Source organism: Bacillus salacetis (genome assembly GCF_049177075.1).
GTDB lineage: Bacteria > Bacillota > Bacilli > Bacillales > Bacillaceae_B > Rossellomorea > Rossellomorea salacetis_A.
Window position 1 is genome coordinate 4,226,992 of the sequence record NZ_CP185377.1, and the last position, 15,228, is coordinate 4,242,219.

General features: G+C 44.5%; 16 protein-coding genes. 1 reads left to right on the forward strand and 15 read right to left on the reverse strand.

The features are described from left to right. The first annotated feature begins 174 nt into the window (after positions 1-174). Complete coding sequence (locus ACOJQI_RS21745; protein WP_421382050.1) at positions 175-606, forward strand: VanZ family protein; 432 nt, start codon at positions 175-177, stop codon at positions 604-606. A gap of 45 nt (positions 607-651) precedes the next feature. On the opposite strand, the gene spoIID is transcribed toward ACOJQI_RS21745, so the two are convergent. The 15 genes from spoIID to ACOJQI_RS21820 all read right to left on the reverse strand — a co-directional run bounded on the left by spoIID (position 652) and on the right by ACOJQI_RS21820 (position 15,144). Then, positions 652-1,668, reverse strand: coding sequence for a stage II sporulation protein D (gene spoIID / locus ACOJQI_RS21750; protein ID WP_421382052.1), 1,017 nt, complete (start codon positions 1,666-1,668; stop codon positions 652-654). Positions 1,669-1,944: 276 nt separating this feature from the next. Continuing rightward, positions 1,945-3,261: a UDP-N-acetylglucosamine 1-carboxyvinyltransferase gene (gene murA, locus ACOJQI_RS21755; RefSeq protein WP_421382054.1), complete on the reverse strand. Its 1,317-nt coding sequence runs from the start codon at positions 3,259-3,261 to the stop codon at positions 1,945-1,947. Positions 3,262-3,293: 32 nt separating this feature from the next. Beyond that, positions 3,294-4,037 (reverse strand): YwmB family TATA-box binding protein, encoded by a 744-nt coding sequence (locus ACOJQI_RS21760; protein WP_421382056.1) that lies wholly within the window; start codon positions 4,035-4,037, stop codon positions 3,294-3,296. A 254-nt stretch (positions 4,038-4,291) separates the two neighbouring features. Then, a complete protein-coding gene (locus ACOJQI_RS21765; protein ID WP_421382058.1) occupies positions 4,292-4,543 on the reverse strand; it encodes a DUF1146 family protein in 252 nt (83 codons plus the stop codon). A gap of 274 nt (positions 4,544-4,817) precedes the next feature. Next, the gene (locus ACOJQI_RS21770; protein ID WP_421382060.1) at positions 4,818-5,222 is read right to left on the reverse strand and encodes a F0F1 ATP synthase subunit epsilon; all 405 of its coding nucleotides are present in this window, start codon (positions 5,220-5,222) and stop codon (positions 4,818-4,820) included. Between the two features lie 22 nt (positions 5,223-5,244). Continuing rightward, a complete protein-coding gene (atpD, locus tag ACOJQI_RS21775) occupies positions 5,245-6,663 on the reverse strand; it encodes a F0F1 ATP synthase subunit beta (RefSeq protein ID WP_421382062.1) in 1,419 nt (472 codons plus the stop codon). 79 nt (positions 6,664-6,742) lie between these two features. Beyond that, positions 6,743-7,600 (reverse strand): F0F1 ATP synthase subunit gamma, encoded by an 858-nt coding sequence (locus ACOJQI_RS21780; protein ID WP_409252243.1) that lies wholly within the window; start codon positions 7,598-7,600, stop codon positions 6,743-6,745. Between the two features lie 108 nt (positions 7,601-7,708). Next, positions 7,709-9,217 (reverse strand): F0F1 ATP synthase subunit alpha, encoded by a 1,509-nt coding sequence (gene atpA, locus ACOJQI_RS21785; RefSeq protein ID WP_421382064.1) that lies wholly within the window; start codon positions 9,215-9,217, stop codon positions 7,709-7,711. Between the two features lie 101 nt (positions 9,218-9,318). Next, entirely contained in the window at positions 9,319-9,858 is a 540-nt protein-coding gene (locus ACOJQI_RS21790) for a F0F1 ATP synthase subunit delta (RefSeq protein WP_421382066.1), read from the reverse strand. Continuing rightward, positions 9,855-10,370, reverse strand: coding sequence for a F0F1 ATP synthase subunit B (locus tag ACOJQI_RS21795; protein ID WP_421382068.1), 516 nt, complete (start codon positions 10,368-10,370; stop codon positions 9,855-9,857). Before ACOJQI_RS21795 ends, ACOJQI_RS21790 begins: the two co-directional genes overlap by 4 nt. A gap of 167 nt (positions 10,371-10,537) precedes the next feature. Beyond that, positions 10,538-10,750 (reverse strand): F0F1 ATP synthase subunit C, encoded by a 213-nt coding sequence (atpE, locus tag ACOJQI_RS21800; protein WP_006838507.1) that lies wholly within the window; start codon positions 10,748-10,750, stop codon positions 10,538-10,540. Positions 10,751-10,828: 78 nt separating this feature from the next. Next, positions 10,829-11,539: a F0F1 ATP synthase subunit A gene (gene atpB / locus ACOJQI_RS21805; RefSeq protein ID WP_421382071.1), complete on the reverse strand. Its 711-nt coding sequence runs from the start codon at positions 11,537-11,539 to the stop codon at positions 10,829-10,831. Positions 11,540-11,561: 22 nt separating this feature from the next. Further along, positions 11,562-11,936: an ATP synthase subunit I gene (locus tag ACOJQI_RS21810; protein WP_421382073.1), complete on the reverse strand. Its 375-nt coding sequence runs from the start codon at positions 11,934-11,936 to the stop codon at positions 11,562-11,564. Positions 11,937-11,942: 6 nt separating this feature from the next. Then, positions 11,943-12,164, reverse strand: coding sequence for an AtpZ/AtpI family protein (locus ACOJQI_RS21815; protein WP_421382075.1), 222 nt, complete (start codon positions 12,162-12,164; stop codon positions 11,943-11,945). A 784-nt stretch (positions 12,165-12,948) separates the two neighbouring features. Further along, positions 12,949-15,144 (reverse strand): S8 family serine peptidase, encoded by a 2,196-nt coding sequence (locus tag ACOJQI_RS21820; RefSeq protein WP_421382077.1) that lies wholly within the window; start codon positions 15,142-15,144, stop codon positions 12,949-12,951. Positions 15,145-15,228 lie beyond the last annotated feature (84 nt).

Below are 15,228 nucleotides of genomic sequence, written 5' to 3' on the forward strand. Positions count from 1 at the left end.
CTGAACACTTTGAAAAGAATATATACATCTCCTTAAAAAAATTTTTTACTTCTTATCTTTCGACAAACTCATCTTAAATATGTATGTTTTATCACATTTTCTTATTTTGTATGGAAGAAAACTGGGTTAGTGGTAAAATAACTAAAAGAATACCTAATAAGGAAGGATTGCTTCATGAGGAAATTCATTAAATGGGGGCTGACCACTGCTCCGTTTTTATATATGGGATTGATTTGGTTTATGTCGGGGAACCCGGATGATATGATTATTAAAATGGAGCATGATCGCTTTGACCGGATCTTCAAAGAGTCGCTTCACTTGATTGAATTTGCGATTCTTTATGTTTTGTTCATTCTTGCTCTTTTGGTCCACAACCGTTTGACTTATATGGCCAGCTTCATTGCTGCAATGGTTGCAGGCTTCTACGGATTGACAGATGAGATTCACCAGTCGTTTGTCCCCTACCGTTCTGCAACGCTCATTGATGCGGCGAAAGATTTATTCGGTGTAGCGGTTTGCCTATTGATTGTGAACCGTACCTATTTCAGAAATAAAAAACATCCGCTTGCCAGGGGAATGGAATGGCTCCGGATGAAATTACATTAAGGTAAAACGAAAGGAGCTGCCCTTGAGGACAGCTCCTTTTCTGTATTATTTTTTAGCGGTAAACTGCTTTAGGATTGTATCCGATGCTGTTATTTTCACATCTTTATAGTAATGAGTGACAATATCCTCGTAAGTCTTTCCTTCTTTCGCCATACCGTTGGCACCGTACTGGCTCATCCCGACTCCATGGCCGAAGCCTTTGGTTGTGATGACAATATGATCCCCTTTTCGGTACCAGGTGAAGTCAGAAGATCTCAAATCCAACTTTTCCCGGATTTCCCTTCCTGTAAATTCCTTGCCGCTGATGATGACACTGCCGACCCGCTGGCCCGGTGTTCTATCAGTGATGGTCCCCACCGATCCGTCTCCTCCAAGGGTGATGCCCAGCTTCTCCTGAAACTCGGTGATCGATATGACCTTCTGTGCATTGAATTTCGGTGATTCTTTATCCCATGGACTTTCGACACTTTTGAGGTATGGAACTTCATTGGCCCAATAGGCTTCTGAGTTCTCGGTAAAACCATTGCTGGTTGAAAAAAATTGTGCTGAGATCGGGTTCCCATTATAGGTCAGGATCTTCCCCTTGGTTTCCAGGACTGCTTTTGTGATTTTCTCCATTTTCCAATCATAATCAGGACCCCATTGCTGCTGGAGCTCTGCCTTGTTTTTATATACCTGATGAGTGACCGTGTCTGTTACGTCTGCTCCTTCAGGGAGGTTTCCATCTTTACTCATCATTTGATTGACGATGAAGGTCCTCGCTGTAAGTGCTTGTGCTTTCAAGGCCTCTATTTCAAAATCTGCAGGCATTTCTCCTGCGACGACTCCGATGACATATTCTTCTAACGGAAGCTTTTCAATGATTTCTTTTCCGGCCCTGAATACAGCCACCTCTACTGAGTCTTCCAACAGAGCTGCCTGATCCGGTTTTTTCGTTGTGTTTTCATCCAGCTCACTGCTTGCTTCATCACTTGAAAAAGGAAGGACAACAAGTGTGGGGACTAGAAATGTAATGGCCATTAGGATTGCGACTGTAATGATTACTGGTTTGAACTGCTTCATGTCCGATGCCTCCATATGAATGATTAAAGCGAAGAAGCTTGCACTTCTTCACCTCAATTCATATGTATGGCCGTGGACAAGCAATTATAACTTTAGATTCGAAGAAAATTTGTTTGATTTCTGGAGCGCTTTAGTCCTTTAAAGCGTTGGGGGACTGTCCCCCAACGCTTTAAAGGACTAAAGCGAGTGGGCAAGTTAGTTTATTTCCAGTGGATGGTATGTTATTCTGACAATTGAAAAAGCTCTGCGGCTGCAGAGCTTTTCAACAAGATCTATTTATGCATTAAGGTCAGTGATGATTTGGTCGTTAGCTGTAACGTCATTTTCTTCTTCGACTTCTTTGACACGCTCGATGTCTGCTCCGATTCCTTCCAGTTTCTTGTGGAAGTCTACGTAGCCGCGGTCTAAGTGCTGCAGTTCCGTTACACGAGTGTATCCGTCTGCGACAAGTCCAGCAATGGTAAGAGCAGCTGCTGCACGTAAGTCTGTCGCACCGACTTCTGCACCTTGAAGGGAAACAGGTCCGTTAATGATCACAGAACGTCCTTCAATTTTGATGTCTGCATTCATACGGCGGAACTCTTCCACGTGCATGAAACGGTTTTCGAATACAGTTTCCGAAATGACACTGGTTCCTTCTGCGTGAAGCAGCAAGGCCATCATTTGGGCCTGCATATCCGTAGGGAAACCAGGATGAGGCATTGTCTTGATGTCAACAGCCTTTAATTTTTCAGGTCCGATGACTCTCAAGCCTTCTGCTTCTTCAATGATCGTTACGCCCATTTCTTCCATTTTTGCCACAAGGGAAGACATATGCTCTGCAATTGCTCCCTTAACAAGCACATTACCTTGCGTGATTGCGGCAGCAACCATGAAAGTCCCTGCTTCAATGCGGTCAGGAATGATATTATGCTCTACACCATAAAGGCGTTCTACACCCTCGATGCGGATGGTACCTGTACCAGCACCTTTTACGTTTGCACCCATTTTATTCAGGAAGTTTGCAAGGTCTACAATTTCAGGTTCTTTTGCAACATTTTCAAGCACAGTTGTGCCTTCCGCCAAAACAGCGGCCATCATGATGTTTTCTGTTGCACCTACACTTGGGAAGTCAAGATACACTTTCGCACCTTGCAGTCTGCCGTCAACCTCAGCTTCAATGAAGCCATTGCCGACCTTGACTTTCGCTCCCATTGCTTCAAAACCTTTAAGATGCTGGTCGATCGGTCTGGAACCAATTGCACAGCCGCCTGGCAATGCCACACGTGCACGGCCGGTTCTGCCAAGCAATGATCCCATGACAAGGACAGACGCACGCATCTTGCGTACATATTCAAATGGAGCTTCTACAAATAACTCTCTTGATGCATCAACAGTAACCTCGTTATTTGAAAAAGTAACATCTGTATTTAAATGACGTAATACTTCATTGATAGTATATACATCGGAGAGAGTTGGTACATCCTTAATGACGCTCTTTCCTTCACTAGCTAATAATGTAGCAGCGATCACAGGCAAAACAGCATTTTTAGCACCTTCTGCTTTAACAGTGCCGTTCAGTCTCTGGCCGCCGCGGACGATGATTTTTTCCAAGAGTATTCCCCTCCGCGTCCAATTTCTCTATATTAATATTCAATCGTAAGGATGGGTGTGCCAATGACAAAGGTTGTCTGTGCGCCCAATCCTTTTTTCCTCAGGCCTAGTTGCAAGTTCATGTATTGATGTTCGGTTGGCACTTTCTGTTCGAATGTATTAGAATAAGCCGATATCGAATAAAAATCGTTCTCTTTCAATGATTCCAATTCATTTGCCTCTAAGATAGAAAGTAACTTGTTTGATTGCTTTGATAAAACTCCGTCAAGTGTATCACTGAATTCGCCTTTGATACAAGAGAAAATTAAAGGTTCTCCTGTGAAAAGATTTTTCACTTTAGGAAAATAATGGTCTTGAATGATTTGTTTCGTTTGATGATTCCATTTCATTCCGCGGAATTCGTATATTAGATACGATTGGTAGTGATTGCCGGTCTCCGTCATCACCATCTTGATAGTCTCTACCCCGGATTCATGACGAATTAAACCTTTTAATTCATGACCTTCATTATTTTGGTTATAAATCCAACTAAAGTCCGGGTTTTGTTTCTGCATAGTTTCAGCATAAGTGGTAAAACCTTTATCCGTGGAGAAATTTAAGCTTTCCCTTGCATATAGAGACCATTCAGTGATTTTTCCATCCGTTTTTTCAACAGCTGATGCAAGCTTTTCTATATCTAAAGGCCGATTGGATGCATTCGTATATTTCCCGCTGACGATCATCATCAAACTAATCCCCAGTAATATTGCCGGCAATAAAACCTTATATCTACTCATGTTCTCTCCCCCTTATTCACAGTGTTTCCTGTAAAGGGAGGAACATACTTGGGAATTGTCGTCATCTTTTTACATATTCTCGAGGCTTTATCTTTTCTTATTGCTCTATATATTTTAGATTAATCTTTGAAGTTCGTGACAACTCTATTCTCGCGCTGCAATAACGGGCTTGTGCAAGCTTGTGAAAAGAAACACACAATAGAAATCATACTCAATCCTGACATTTTTGAACACATGTACAACGGCCTACTTTTTTACAAATTGGTGACACTTTGCAAAATGAATGGCAGCTGCTGTGACCACATCAGATAATCCAGAAAAAAGTTTCCGACAATCGATCCCAATGCAATGGACATCAGGATAAACAAAAGCCTTGCCTGGAATATACGGCTGGCCCTCAAAAACTTATCAAAGTTCAAAGCCTGCAAAGCCCAAAAACTTAGGGCTATAAAAGTTAAATGAACCAGCATATTAATAATTGCCTGCTGCCCGAATCCTTCTAACATGATTAATAACTCCTTTAATCCATCTATGTAAAAATCGGTCCTAAATTACCCCAAATTTCGACATATACCCTATTGTAGCACAAGTAAACAGCCCAGGAACAAATTTTACAAATATTTCAGCCTATCATATGAAACTGTAAATATTGTCAGAGGTAGATGGCGCTTTAGCACTGTAAAGGAATGGGGGACTGTCCCCCATTCCTTTACAGTGCTAAAGTCACTGAACATAAAGAAAAAGCCTTTCCCTGTTGGGAAAGGCGTTGGTGTTTGGTGTTTAGAAATTGCGATCGTGGACGTTGATACGGTTCATCGCACGACGCAGTGCAAGTTCAGCGCGGCGGAAGTCGATGTCTTCCTTGCTCGCGTTCAAGCGGCTTTCTGCACGATTTTTTGCTTGTTTGGCACGTTCAACATCGATCGCTTCCGATCTTTCAGCTGATTGCGCCAGAATTGTCACTTGTTCAGGACGGACTTCCAAGAAGCCGCCGCTGACAGCTACAAGCTCAGTGTCGTTGCCATTTTTCAAACGGACGGCACCGATTTGCAATGGAGCAACCATTGGAATATGTCCTGGAAGGATTCCAAGCTCACCGCTCTGAGCTTTGGTGCTTACCATTTCCACTTCAGATTCGTACACTGGGCCATCGGGAGTGACAATATTGACCTTTAATGTCTTCATTTTATTCCCTCCTGGTCCCTGATTATACTTCTACACCCATCTCTTTTGCTGCTTTAAGTACGTCACTCATTGGACCTACTAGACGGAATGCATCTTCTGGAATGTGGTCATATTTACCTTCAAGAATCTCTTTGAAGTCTTGAACAGTATCTTTAACCTGAACATAAGATCCTTTTTGGCCAGTGAACTGTTCAGCAACGTGGAAGTTTTGAGATAAGAAGAATTGAACACGGCGTGCGCGGTGAACAACCAATTTATCTTCGTCTGAAAGCTCATCCATACCAAGGATCGCAATGATGTCTTGAAGTTCTTTGTAACGCTGTAATGTCTGCTGTACTTGACGTGCAACATTGTAGTGTTCTTCTCCAACAATTTCAGGAGAAAGGGCACGTGAAGTAGATGCAAGTGGATCCACCGCAGGGTAGATACCCATTTCAGAAAGCTTACGCTCAAGGTTCGTTGTAGCATCCAAGTGAGCGAAAGTTGTAGCTGGAGCCGGATCCGTGTAGTCATCGGCAGGTACATAGATCGCTTGGATCGATGTAACAGAACCTACGTTAGTAGATGTGATACGTTCCTGCAATTGACCCATATCCGTTGCAAGTGTCGGTTGGTAACCTACCGCTGAAGGCATACGGCCAAGAAGGGCGGAAACCTCAGAACCTGCTTGTGTGAAACGGAAGATGTTGTCAACGAACAGAAGAACGTCCTGTCCTTGCTCATCACGGAAATATTCAGCCATTGTCAGACCAGTCAGGGCAACACGCATACGTGCTCCTGGCGGCTCGTTCATCTGACCGAATACCATTGCTGTTTTCTTGATAACGCCAGAATCGCTCATCTCGTGGAAAAGGTCATTACCTTCACGAGTACGCTCACCTACACCGGCGAATACGGAAAGACCGCCGTGCTCTTGAGCGATGTTATTGATAAGCTCCTGGATTAATACTGTTTTACCTACACCGGCACCGCCGAATAGTCCGATCTTACCACCTTTGATGTAAGGAGCAAGAAGGTCAACGACTTTAATACCAGTTTCAAGGATTTCTACCTCTGTAGAAAGTTGATCGAATTTAGGTGCTTCTCTGTGAATAGGATCACGGCGTGCACTTTTATCGATTTCTTCATCAAGGTCAATTGTTTCACCAAGTACGTTGAATACACGTCCAAGAGTAACGTCACCAACCGGAACTGAGATAGGAGCTCCAGTGTCTGCTACTTCGATTCCGCGAGTCAATCCATCAGTGGAATCCATCGCGATCGTACGGACCGTATCATCACCTAGGTGAAGGGCAACTTCTAGTGTTAAATTGATGCCTTTAGCATCAGCTTTCGCTTCTTGTTTGATAACAAGAGCGTTAAAGATATCAGGCAGTTGACCGCTTTCGAACTTAACGTCAACAACCGGACCCATTACTTGAAGAACGTGTCCTTTGTTCATCTTTTTCCCTCCTATCTAGCATTTGACGACATATTAAAGAAAAAGGCTGGGCGGAATCCCTTCCAGCCGTTGAATTGGTTTATTCTAATGCAGCTGCTCCACCGACAATTTCGGTGATCTCCTGAGTGATGGCAGCCTGACGCGCACGGTTGTAAGAAAGTGATAAGCTGTTGATCAGTTCCTTTGCATTATCCGTTGCAGACTTCATCGCTGTCATACGTGCAGCATGCTCACTGGCTTTACCGTCAAGCAATGCGCCGTAAATCAAGCTCTCAGCATATTGAGGAAGCAGTACTTCTAAAATATCTTCCGCAGAAGGCTCAAATTCATAAGATGTCAGTTTTGCTGAAGTATCAAGATCTGTCAATGGCAGAACTTTCTTCTCAGTAACATCTTGCTGGATGGCACTGACATAATGGTTGTAGTATAGGTACAACTCATCATAAGCGCCGTCAGAGAACATGCCTACTGCTTTGTTTGCGATATCTTTGATATCAGAGAAACTCGGCTGATCCGGGATTCCTGTGATGCCTTCGATTACATTGTAATCACGCTTTTGGAAAAAGTCCCTGCCGATGCGGCCGATTGCAATTATAGCAAATTCATCGTTGGATGAATGACGTTCTTTGATTGTGTTATGGACAAGTCGTATAACATTACTGTTATATGCTCCCGCTAAACCGCGGTCAGACGTGATGACCAAGTAGCCGGTTTTTTTAACGGGGCGGGAGACTAGCATCGGATGGGATGCGTCTTTGCTTCCAAGGGCGATAGATGAAACTACCTCCTGGATTTTCTCCATATAAGGAACGAATGATTTTGCATTCGTTTCAGCACGGGCCATCTTTGATGCAGAAACCATTTGCATGGCTTTAGTTATTTGACTCGTCTTTTTCGTAGAAGTTATACGAGATTTAATGTCGCGTAACGATGCCACTGGTTCTCACCACCCTTTTTATTGTTTCAGACCTTACCTCAAACACGAGGGCAGGACCGTGGAGCTGATATGCTCTTATGGCCTGCCTTGTGACTTGTTGGTAGTTTATTATTCAGACTTGGCAAAAGTTTTCTTGAATTCGTTGATTGCAGCTTTCATTGCATCGTCTTCAGGAAGACCTTTTGTTGTGCGAATATGGTCTAACAACTCAGTATGGTTGCGATCTAACCAGCTAAGGAATTCTTCCTCGAAGCGGCGGATGTCTCCAACAGGGATATCATCCAGATGACCTTTCGTCAACGCATAAAGAATCATAACTTGTTTTTCAACTTTTAACGGCTTGTTAAGATCCTGCTTAAGTACTTCTACAGTACGCGCACCACGGTTAAGTTTCGCCTGTGTTGCTTTATCAAGATCGGAACCGAATTGAGCGAATGCTTCAAGCTCACGGTATGCTGCAAGGTCAAGACGCAGTGTACCAGATACCTTTTTCATCGCTTTGATTTGTGCAGATCCACCTACACGGGATACAGAAAGACCGGCGTTGATCGCTGGACGTACACCAGAGAAGAACAAGTCAGACTGCAAGAAGATCTGTCCATCAGTGATGGAGATAACGTTTGTCGGGATGTAAGCAGAGATATCGCCCGCTTGTGTCTCAACGAACGGAAGTGCAGTGATTGAACCGGCACCTTTCGCATCACTTAGTTTAGCTGCACGCTCTAGTAGACGGCTGTGCAAGTAGAATACGTCACCAGGGAACGCTTCACGGCCTGGAGGACGGCGTAATAGTAGTGAAAGTTCACGGTATGCTGCAGCTTGCTTGGAAAGGTCATCATATACAACAAGAACGTGCTTGCCGTTAAACATGAATTCCTCACCCATTGTTACACCTGCGTAAGGAGCAAGGAATAACATTGGAGCCGGCTGTGAAGCAGACGCTGTTACAACGATTGTGTAATCAAGCGCACCATGCTTACGAAGAGTTTCTACAGCGTTACGCACTGTAGATTCTTTTTGTCCGATCGCTACATAGATACATACCATATCTTGATCTTTTTGGTTAAGAATTGTATCGATGGCAACAGAAGTTTTACCTGTCTGACGGTCACCGATGATCAATTCACGCTGTCCGCGGCCGATTGGCACAAGAGCGTCGATCGCTTTGATACCAGTCTGCAACGGCTCATGAACAGATTTACGATCCATAACACCAGTTGCTTTGCTTTCGATTGGACGTGTTTTTGTTGCATTGATAGGGCCAAGACCATCTACTGGTTGTCCTAGTGAGTTAACAACGCGGCCGATAAGTTCTTCACCTACAGGTACCTCCATGATACGTCCCGTACGGCGAACTTCATCGCCTTCACGGATATCACTGTAAGGTCCAAGGATTACGATACCTACGTTATTTTCTTCAAGGTTCTGTGCCATACCCATGACACCGTTTGAAAACTCAACAAGCTCTCCAGCCATGACGTTGTCGAGGCCATGAGCACGTGCGATACCGTCCCCGATCTGGATTACCGTACCTACGTCGCTTACTTTCATTTCTGACTGATAGTTTTCAATTTGCTTTTTTATCAGCGCACTGATTTCTTCAGCTTTGATGCTCATGAATTTCACCCCTCTATGGTTACATTGGATTTTTTCAGGGTATCTCTATAATAGAGACTCCCTTATATCGTTTATGCAGGCTCGGTTTGAAACCGCCCGGCTTATTTACGGATTAATTCACGCTCTAGGCGCTCTAGTTTTCCTTTTAGGCTTCCGTCAAATATGCGGTTGCCGATTCTCAGCTTCAAGCCGCCGAGAAGGTTCGTGTCTGTAATGTTTTCGATGCGCAATGAACTTTTTCCGACTTTTTTCGCAAAAGACGCAGACAGCGCTGCTTTTTCCGCCTCATCCAATGGACGGACAGAGTATACTTTGGCTTCAGCAACCCCGCGCTCGTCATTCGCAAGTTCGATAAAAGCATCAATAAGTGCTGTTACCTGGTTTGCACGGTGACGGTCGACAAGGAGCATCAGAGTATTCATTACATATGGTGAAGCAGATGAGAACGCTTCTTTAAGGATTTCTTTTTTCTTCTCCGTCGTGATTCTTGGAGTTTCCAAAAGGACGCCTAATTCTTTGTTTTCTTCGAATACGGTTCTGACTACGCGAAGCTCCACTTCAATTGATTCTAACTGATTATGTTCTTTGGCAATTTCGAAAAGAGCTATCGCATAGCGTTTTGCTACGGCAATATTACTCATCGCTCTTCTCCTGCCTCTTGAATATAGTCATTGATCAATTTCTGCTGATCTTCCACGCTTAGTTCTTTCTCGATCACTTTAGATGCGATAAGGACAGATAGTGATGAAACCTGCTCACGCAATGCAGTGACTGCTTGTTCTTTCTGAGTTTCGATTTCACGTTTCGCCGCTTCTTTCAGGCGTTCACCTTCAGCACGGGCAGTTGCGATAATCTCCTCACGTTGTTGCTCGCCTTGCTTCTTGGAATTCTCGATCATAGTTTGTGCTTCTTGACGAGCTTCCTTTAAAAGCTGGCGCTGTTCTTCAAGCAAGTTGTTTGCTTCAGTACGGCTTGATTCGGCCGCATTGATTTCACTTGCAATATGGTCTTCACGTTCTTTCATAATTCCCATGAGTGGACCCCATGCGAATTTCTTCAGCAACGCTAGCAAAATGATGAACATGGCAAGCTGGAACAAGATGTCTCCACCGTTGAATTCAGCTGCACCAAGGACAAATGCGTTTGTTAGCACGCGATTTCACTCCCTTCAAGAGACATAGCTTCTCTTTTAGATCCGCTTTTTAACTTATAAAGTAATGCTGTATTCACAAAACTTGTGATTGAAGTCATGAACATAAAGGAATGGCGAAGGTTCTCATGGAATGATCTTCGCCATTTTGGAACGTGTTTAACTTCCGATTATTGACCTTGTACCATGAACGCGATAACAACGGCGATGATAGGAATCGCCTCAACTAGTGCTACCCCGATGAACATTGTAGTTTGAAGCATACCACGTGCTTCTGGCTGACGTGCAATTCCTTCAACTGTACGAGATACGATAAGACCGTTACCGATACCGGCACCAAGTGCTGCCAAACCGATTGCGATTGCTGCTGCTAATAGACCCATTATTAAGTTCCTCCTTAAATGTATGAAAAATATTTTTTTCTTAAATAGGGTTTTTGTTCATAAATGAACAGGTATATATTAATGGTCTGCACTCACTTTGTGAGAAATGTAAACCATCGTTAACATTACGAAGATAAATGATTGGATTGCACCAACAAATATCGAGAAACCTTGCCATGCCAGCATTGGCAGTATTGCCGCAAGAGTTCCGCCCACGCCTGTGGCCAAGCTTCCCGCCAATAGTGCGAGCAGGATTTCACCAGCGTAGATGTTTCCGTAAAGACGAAGACCTAATGTGAGAGTGTTTGCAAATTCCTCGATTATCTTCAGCGGGAATAAGAACCACATAGGTTTAAAGAAATCTTTTCCGTATTCACCGAAACCTTTCATTTTCACACCGTAGTAGTGTGATAGACCAACAACCATGACCGCCAGTGTTAATGAGATGGTAGGATCGGCTGTCGGTGATTTCCACCAGAGTTCGTGGTCAATGACCACTGAGAATGGAAGACCTAACATGTTAGATACAAAGATGTACATAATCAATGTTATCCCGAGGATGTGGAACCTTCCTCCAGTTTTCCAGTCCATGTTGCTTTTTACGATGTTCTTGACGAAATCCATGACCCATTCCATAAAGTTCTGCATACCGGTTGGTTTCATGGCCATTCGCCGGGTTGACACAACGGCAAGCAGGAATACTATCGCACTTGCTACTGTAATCATTAATACATTTGCCAAGTTAAAAGTTAGTCCAAGAAACTCAGCAGTAGGATTTTCATGATGCAATGAAATTCACCTCTCTTCCCCGCTATTTATGAAGTTGAAGCTGTTGAATCAAATAATCTATCATAATGACAAGATATGATGTCATTAATCCAATAACAACGCTCAGAAGATGAAATGTGTCCGGGTATTCCATCGCAATGATCACCGCGAAAGCCGCGCCGGCCATGCGTGAAAACGTTCCCAAAGAACGAACTTTTTCTCCTGCAATTACCTTATCCCCAAACCTGACTGTCCTTTTGACCATCACCCAGTGGTTGAACAAGCTGATGCCCGTCCCAAGGATGAGCCCGAGGAAGACCGATTGGTAGTCTGTGAACCCCCAGCCAAGAACGTAGATTGCGAGCAGGAAGAATATGTACTTGCGATGTCTGATGAACATCTGTTGAATTTCCGGCATAAAACATTAGTCTCCTGAAAAGTAAGTACGGACTGTACGGAGCATTGCATAAATTCCTGTTGCTAGTCCAAGGAGTAGTCCGATTACTAAAAAAAGTGGCGCGGTATCCAGGTAACTGTCGAGCCATCTTCCTCCGAAGATACCGATCAGCATGGATCCGACAAGTTGCGAGAGAATGGCTGTGTATAAAGCCATGGCTTGTAACGGGCGTCTATTACGTTGACGCATAGGCATCCCTACATTTCCGGGGATTTGCTTGCGGTAAATCTTTCACATTAGCAAAAGATCCAATTCGACACGAGAATGATTGTGAAAACCCTATCATTTCATATCCTTTGTAAGCATACAATAGGGCAGAATTGATGTCAATGCGTTACAGTGAAAAAGTTCACAACCTTGCCACGCGTTCCTGATTTGTTCACAAAATCATCAAATTTGTAAAAATGTGCAGAATTTTGGTGCCAATTTCATTATATAAGAATAGGATGAAAGTTTGAAAGAGGAATTTTTATTGTAAAAAATTCCACATGTTTACTGGATGATGAAGGAAGTGCGGGGGATTGGTTTGTTAGGGTGATATAGTATGTGGGGGGTCTTGAGGAATTGGGCCGGCAGGGTAATGACCTGGGGGAACATGGGGTTATGGAGCGGGAGATGAGCCATAACCAGGTGTTTAGCAAACAATCACGGGACTATAGAGCGTATACGGAGTTATAATCCCGTATTTAGCCAGTATTCATGGGTTTATGGATTGCAGATTGAGTTATAAACCGGTGGTTAATTAATATTCACAGGATTATAGTGCATATGCGGAGTTATAATCCGGTGGTTAGTCAATATTCATAGGATTACAATGTATACGCAGGGTTATAATCCAGTGTTTAGACAAGGAATAGAGGATTACAGAGCTTATGACGAGTTATAATCCGGTGTTTTGTTAAAAACATATATTCTCCCCCACTGTCTTGCTCGAAAAAACTCTTCAAAAAAAGAGGGAGCAGCCATCACTCCCTCACCTGTACCACTCAATCAAGTTCTCCTGGTAATCCTCGTCACCGCTTTTCCTCACGAACGCGACTGCGTAAAATGTTTTCCCTTTTATATAAGAAGGAAGTTTAACCTGATTACTGATCATTCCATGCCCAACCTGGCGCCTTTGCTCCAGAATGGTGAGCATCTGCATCGTTTCCTGGTCATACAGTGCGAGTGCGAACTCTTCCCCGCCGCCCGGCAGATAGGCCTCATATCTCAGCGTATCGGGAGCATCACCCGGAACTGCCGAAAATCCCATTACCCGCGGGTAATCAGGTGTTCCTACGGCAATCAGGTATGGAAGGGAATATTCCTTGGTCCCCTCTTCAAGCAGAAGCTTTCCTTCCCAGAGGGCATGCTCTTTCGGGAATTTTTTGATGATCGCCCGTACCGTCACTATTTTCTCCTCGCCTGGTTCCAAGTCAAAACTTAGTGGCACTTCCCAGCGAAGGTCATTTCTTGTTTCTGCTGGTTGGAATGAATAGGTTTTGGGTTCGGTTCCTCTATTTTTGATGGTCAGCTGTTTCTCTAAAAATCTTTTCTTAGTCGTTTCAAGTCCGCCCATTGAAATGGAGGAAGGAAAGACAAGTGTCTCCAACTCCAGGGCTTTATCGACCTGGATCCTTCCCGATCCCTGTTCGTATACCTTATACGGAACCCCTTCTTCATTGACGATCTCTTTTGCCGTCAGCATCAGGGCCGATTTGATTTCCTGGGCGCTCCAATCGGGATGGGCCTGCTTTAGTATGGCAGCCGCTCCGCTAACATGCGGTGCTGCCATGCTGGTGCCTTGGAGGGACATATAACCGTCCGGGATTGTGCTGTTGATATCGACTCCGGGAGCAGTCAAGTCCGGCTTGATCATCCAGTTTACGGTGACGGGACCTTTTGAACTGAACGGAGCCAGCTTGTCTTGTTCTGTTTTCATGATGATGGATATAGGTTTTTTCGTTTTTAAAAGGTTTTTTCCATTTTCCATGGAAGTCACTGCTGCCGGAATGCCCTTTTCCATCTGGATCATGGCAGCAAACAGCCCCTTCGTGTTGTTATAGATGATGACCCCTTTGGCACCGGCTTTTTCTGCGTTATTTATTTTCTCTTCAAAGGTGAGATGGCCTCTTTGGATGACCGCTATTTTCCCGAAGCTGCCTGTTAATTCTTCCGGCGTGCCCAGACCGCCATCGTATACCTCTATATTTCTTTTCTTTCGCCACTTACCGGTCCTATCTATAGAAAGAAGTCGGATTTTTTCTTTTCCGATTTTGAGATACGGGACCTCTGTCGGAGGTGTTGAAGCTCCGACCGCTAATGAATCCGCAGAGGTGGCAGGAGTTCCGATCGTCCAGACTCCAGGTCCCGAATTCCCGCTCGCCACAACGGGTAGTATCCCTTTTTCAGCTACCTTGTCCAAGGCTTTGCTTAAAGGCAGGTCGGGTCCGTTGACTTCACTGCCCAGGGAAAGGTTGATGATGTCGACTTTGTCTTTGACAGCAGCTTCAATGGCAGCGAGAACCTGGTCCGTTGTTCCTCGCCCGCCTGGTCCTAACGCGCGATAGATGTAAAGGTCAGCGTTCGGCGCCATCCCTTGGAGAGACCCGTTTGCAGCGATGATGCCGGCGACATGTGTCCCATGAATGGTTGAGTAGCCTCCGCCTCCCTGGGTTTCCATCGGCTCCTTATCTCCATCAACGACATCTTTCCCTCCTTTGAAGTTTCGTGAGAGGTCACGGTGATGGAGATCCATGCCGGTGTCGATGATGCCGACCTTTACCCCTTCCCCAGTCAGCCGGCTGCCTTTTTTATCGAAGTAGCCCCTGATCTTTTCTGCTCCGACAAACGGGATGGTGCTGTCTCTTTTGACCGTGTAGGTTTGAGCTTTGGAGGTGGTGATCAGGTTTGCCTTTGGGTGAGAGGCTAGGAAGTTGTTTAGTTCAGCTTTCGGGCCTTGGATTGAGTAGCCGTTTAGGACTTCGGAAAACATATGCCTCAATTTTAGAGATGGATGATTTTTTAGTTCTTCTTTTATTTGGGCAGGTTCAACCTGGCCTGCTGTTTCAATAATCAGGATTTCCTCTTGATTTGGCTCTTCCTTGAGCTGAGGCATTTTGAAACTCTGGGCTTCAGCAGTGTGCAGTGGTGTGAGTAGTATGAGTATGAGTGCGGTTAGTTTGCGCATAGTGTCTGATCCCCCTTTCCGTTTAGCTTTTCTCGCGGGAGGGGAAGGTATGCACGGGGCGCTTTATCGCTTTAAAGCGGCGGG

Bases quoted from the DNA above. Each gene is read 5' to 3' on its own strand.
- ACOJQI_RS21745 (WP_421382050.1), top strand. From the start codon at position 175: ATGAGGAAATTCATTAAATGGGGGCTGACCACTGCTCCGTTTTTATAT.
- spoIID (WP_421382052.1), bottom strand. From the start codon at position 1,668: ATGAAGCAGTTCAAACCAGTAATCATTACAGTCGCAATCCTAATGGCC.
- ACOJQI_RS21760 (WP_421382056.1), bottom strand. From the start codon at position 4,037: ATGAGTAGATATAAGGTTTTATTGCCGGCAATATTACTGGGGATTAGT.
- ACOJQI_RS21765 (WP_421382058.1), bottom strand. From the start codon at position 4,543: ATGTTAGAAGGATTCGGGCAGCAGGCAATTATTAATATGCTGGTTCAT.
- ACOJQI_RS21770 (WP_421382060.1), bottom strand. From the start codon at position 5,222: ATGAAGACATTAAAGGTCAATATTGTCACTCCCGATGGCCCAGTGTAC.
- atpD (WP_421382062.1), bottom strand. From the start codon at position 6,663: ATGAACAAAGGACACGTTCTTCAAGTAATGGGTCCGGTTGTTGACGTT.
- atpA (WP_421382064.1), bottom strand. From the start codon at position 9,217: ATGAGCATCAAAGCTGAAGAAATCAGTGCGCTGATAAAAAAGCAAATT.
- ACOJQI_RS21790 (WP_421382066.1), bottom strand. From the start codon at position 9,858: ATGAGTAATATTGCCGTAGCAAAACGCTATGCGATAGCTCTTTTCGAA.
- atpE (WP_006838507.1), bottom strand. From the start codon at position 10,750: ATGGGTCTATTAGCAGCAGCAATCGCAATCGGTTTGGCAGCACTTGGT.
- ACOJQI_RS21810 (WP_421382073.1), bottom strand. From the start codon at position 11,936: ATGCCGGAAATTCAACAGATGTTCATCAGACATCGCAAGTACATATTC.
- ACOJQI_RS21815 (WP_421382075.1), bottom strand. From the start codon at position 12,164: ATGCGTCAACGTAATAGACGCCCGTTACAAGCCATGGCTTTATACACA.
- ACOJQI_RS21820 (WP_421382077.1), bottom strand. From the start codon at position 15,144: ATGCGCAAACTAACCGCACTCATACTCATACTACTCACACCACTGCAC.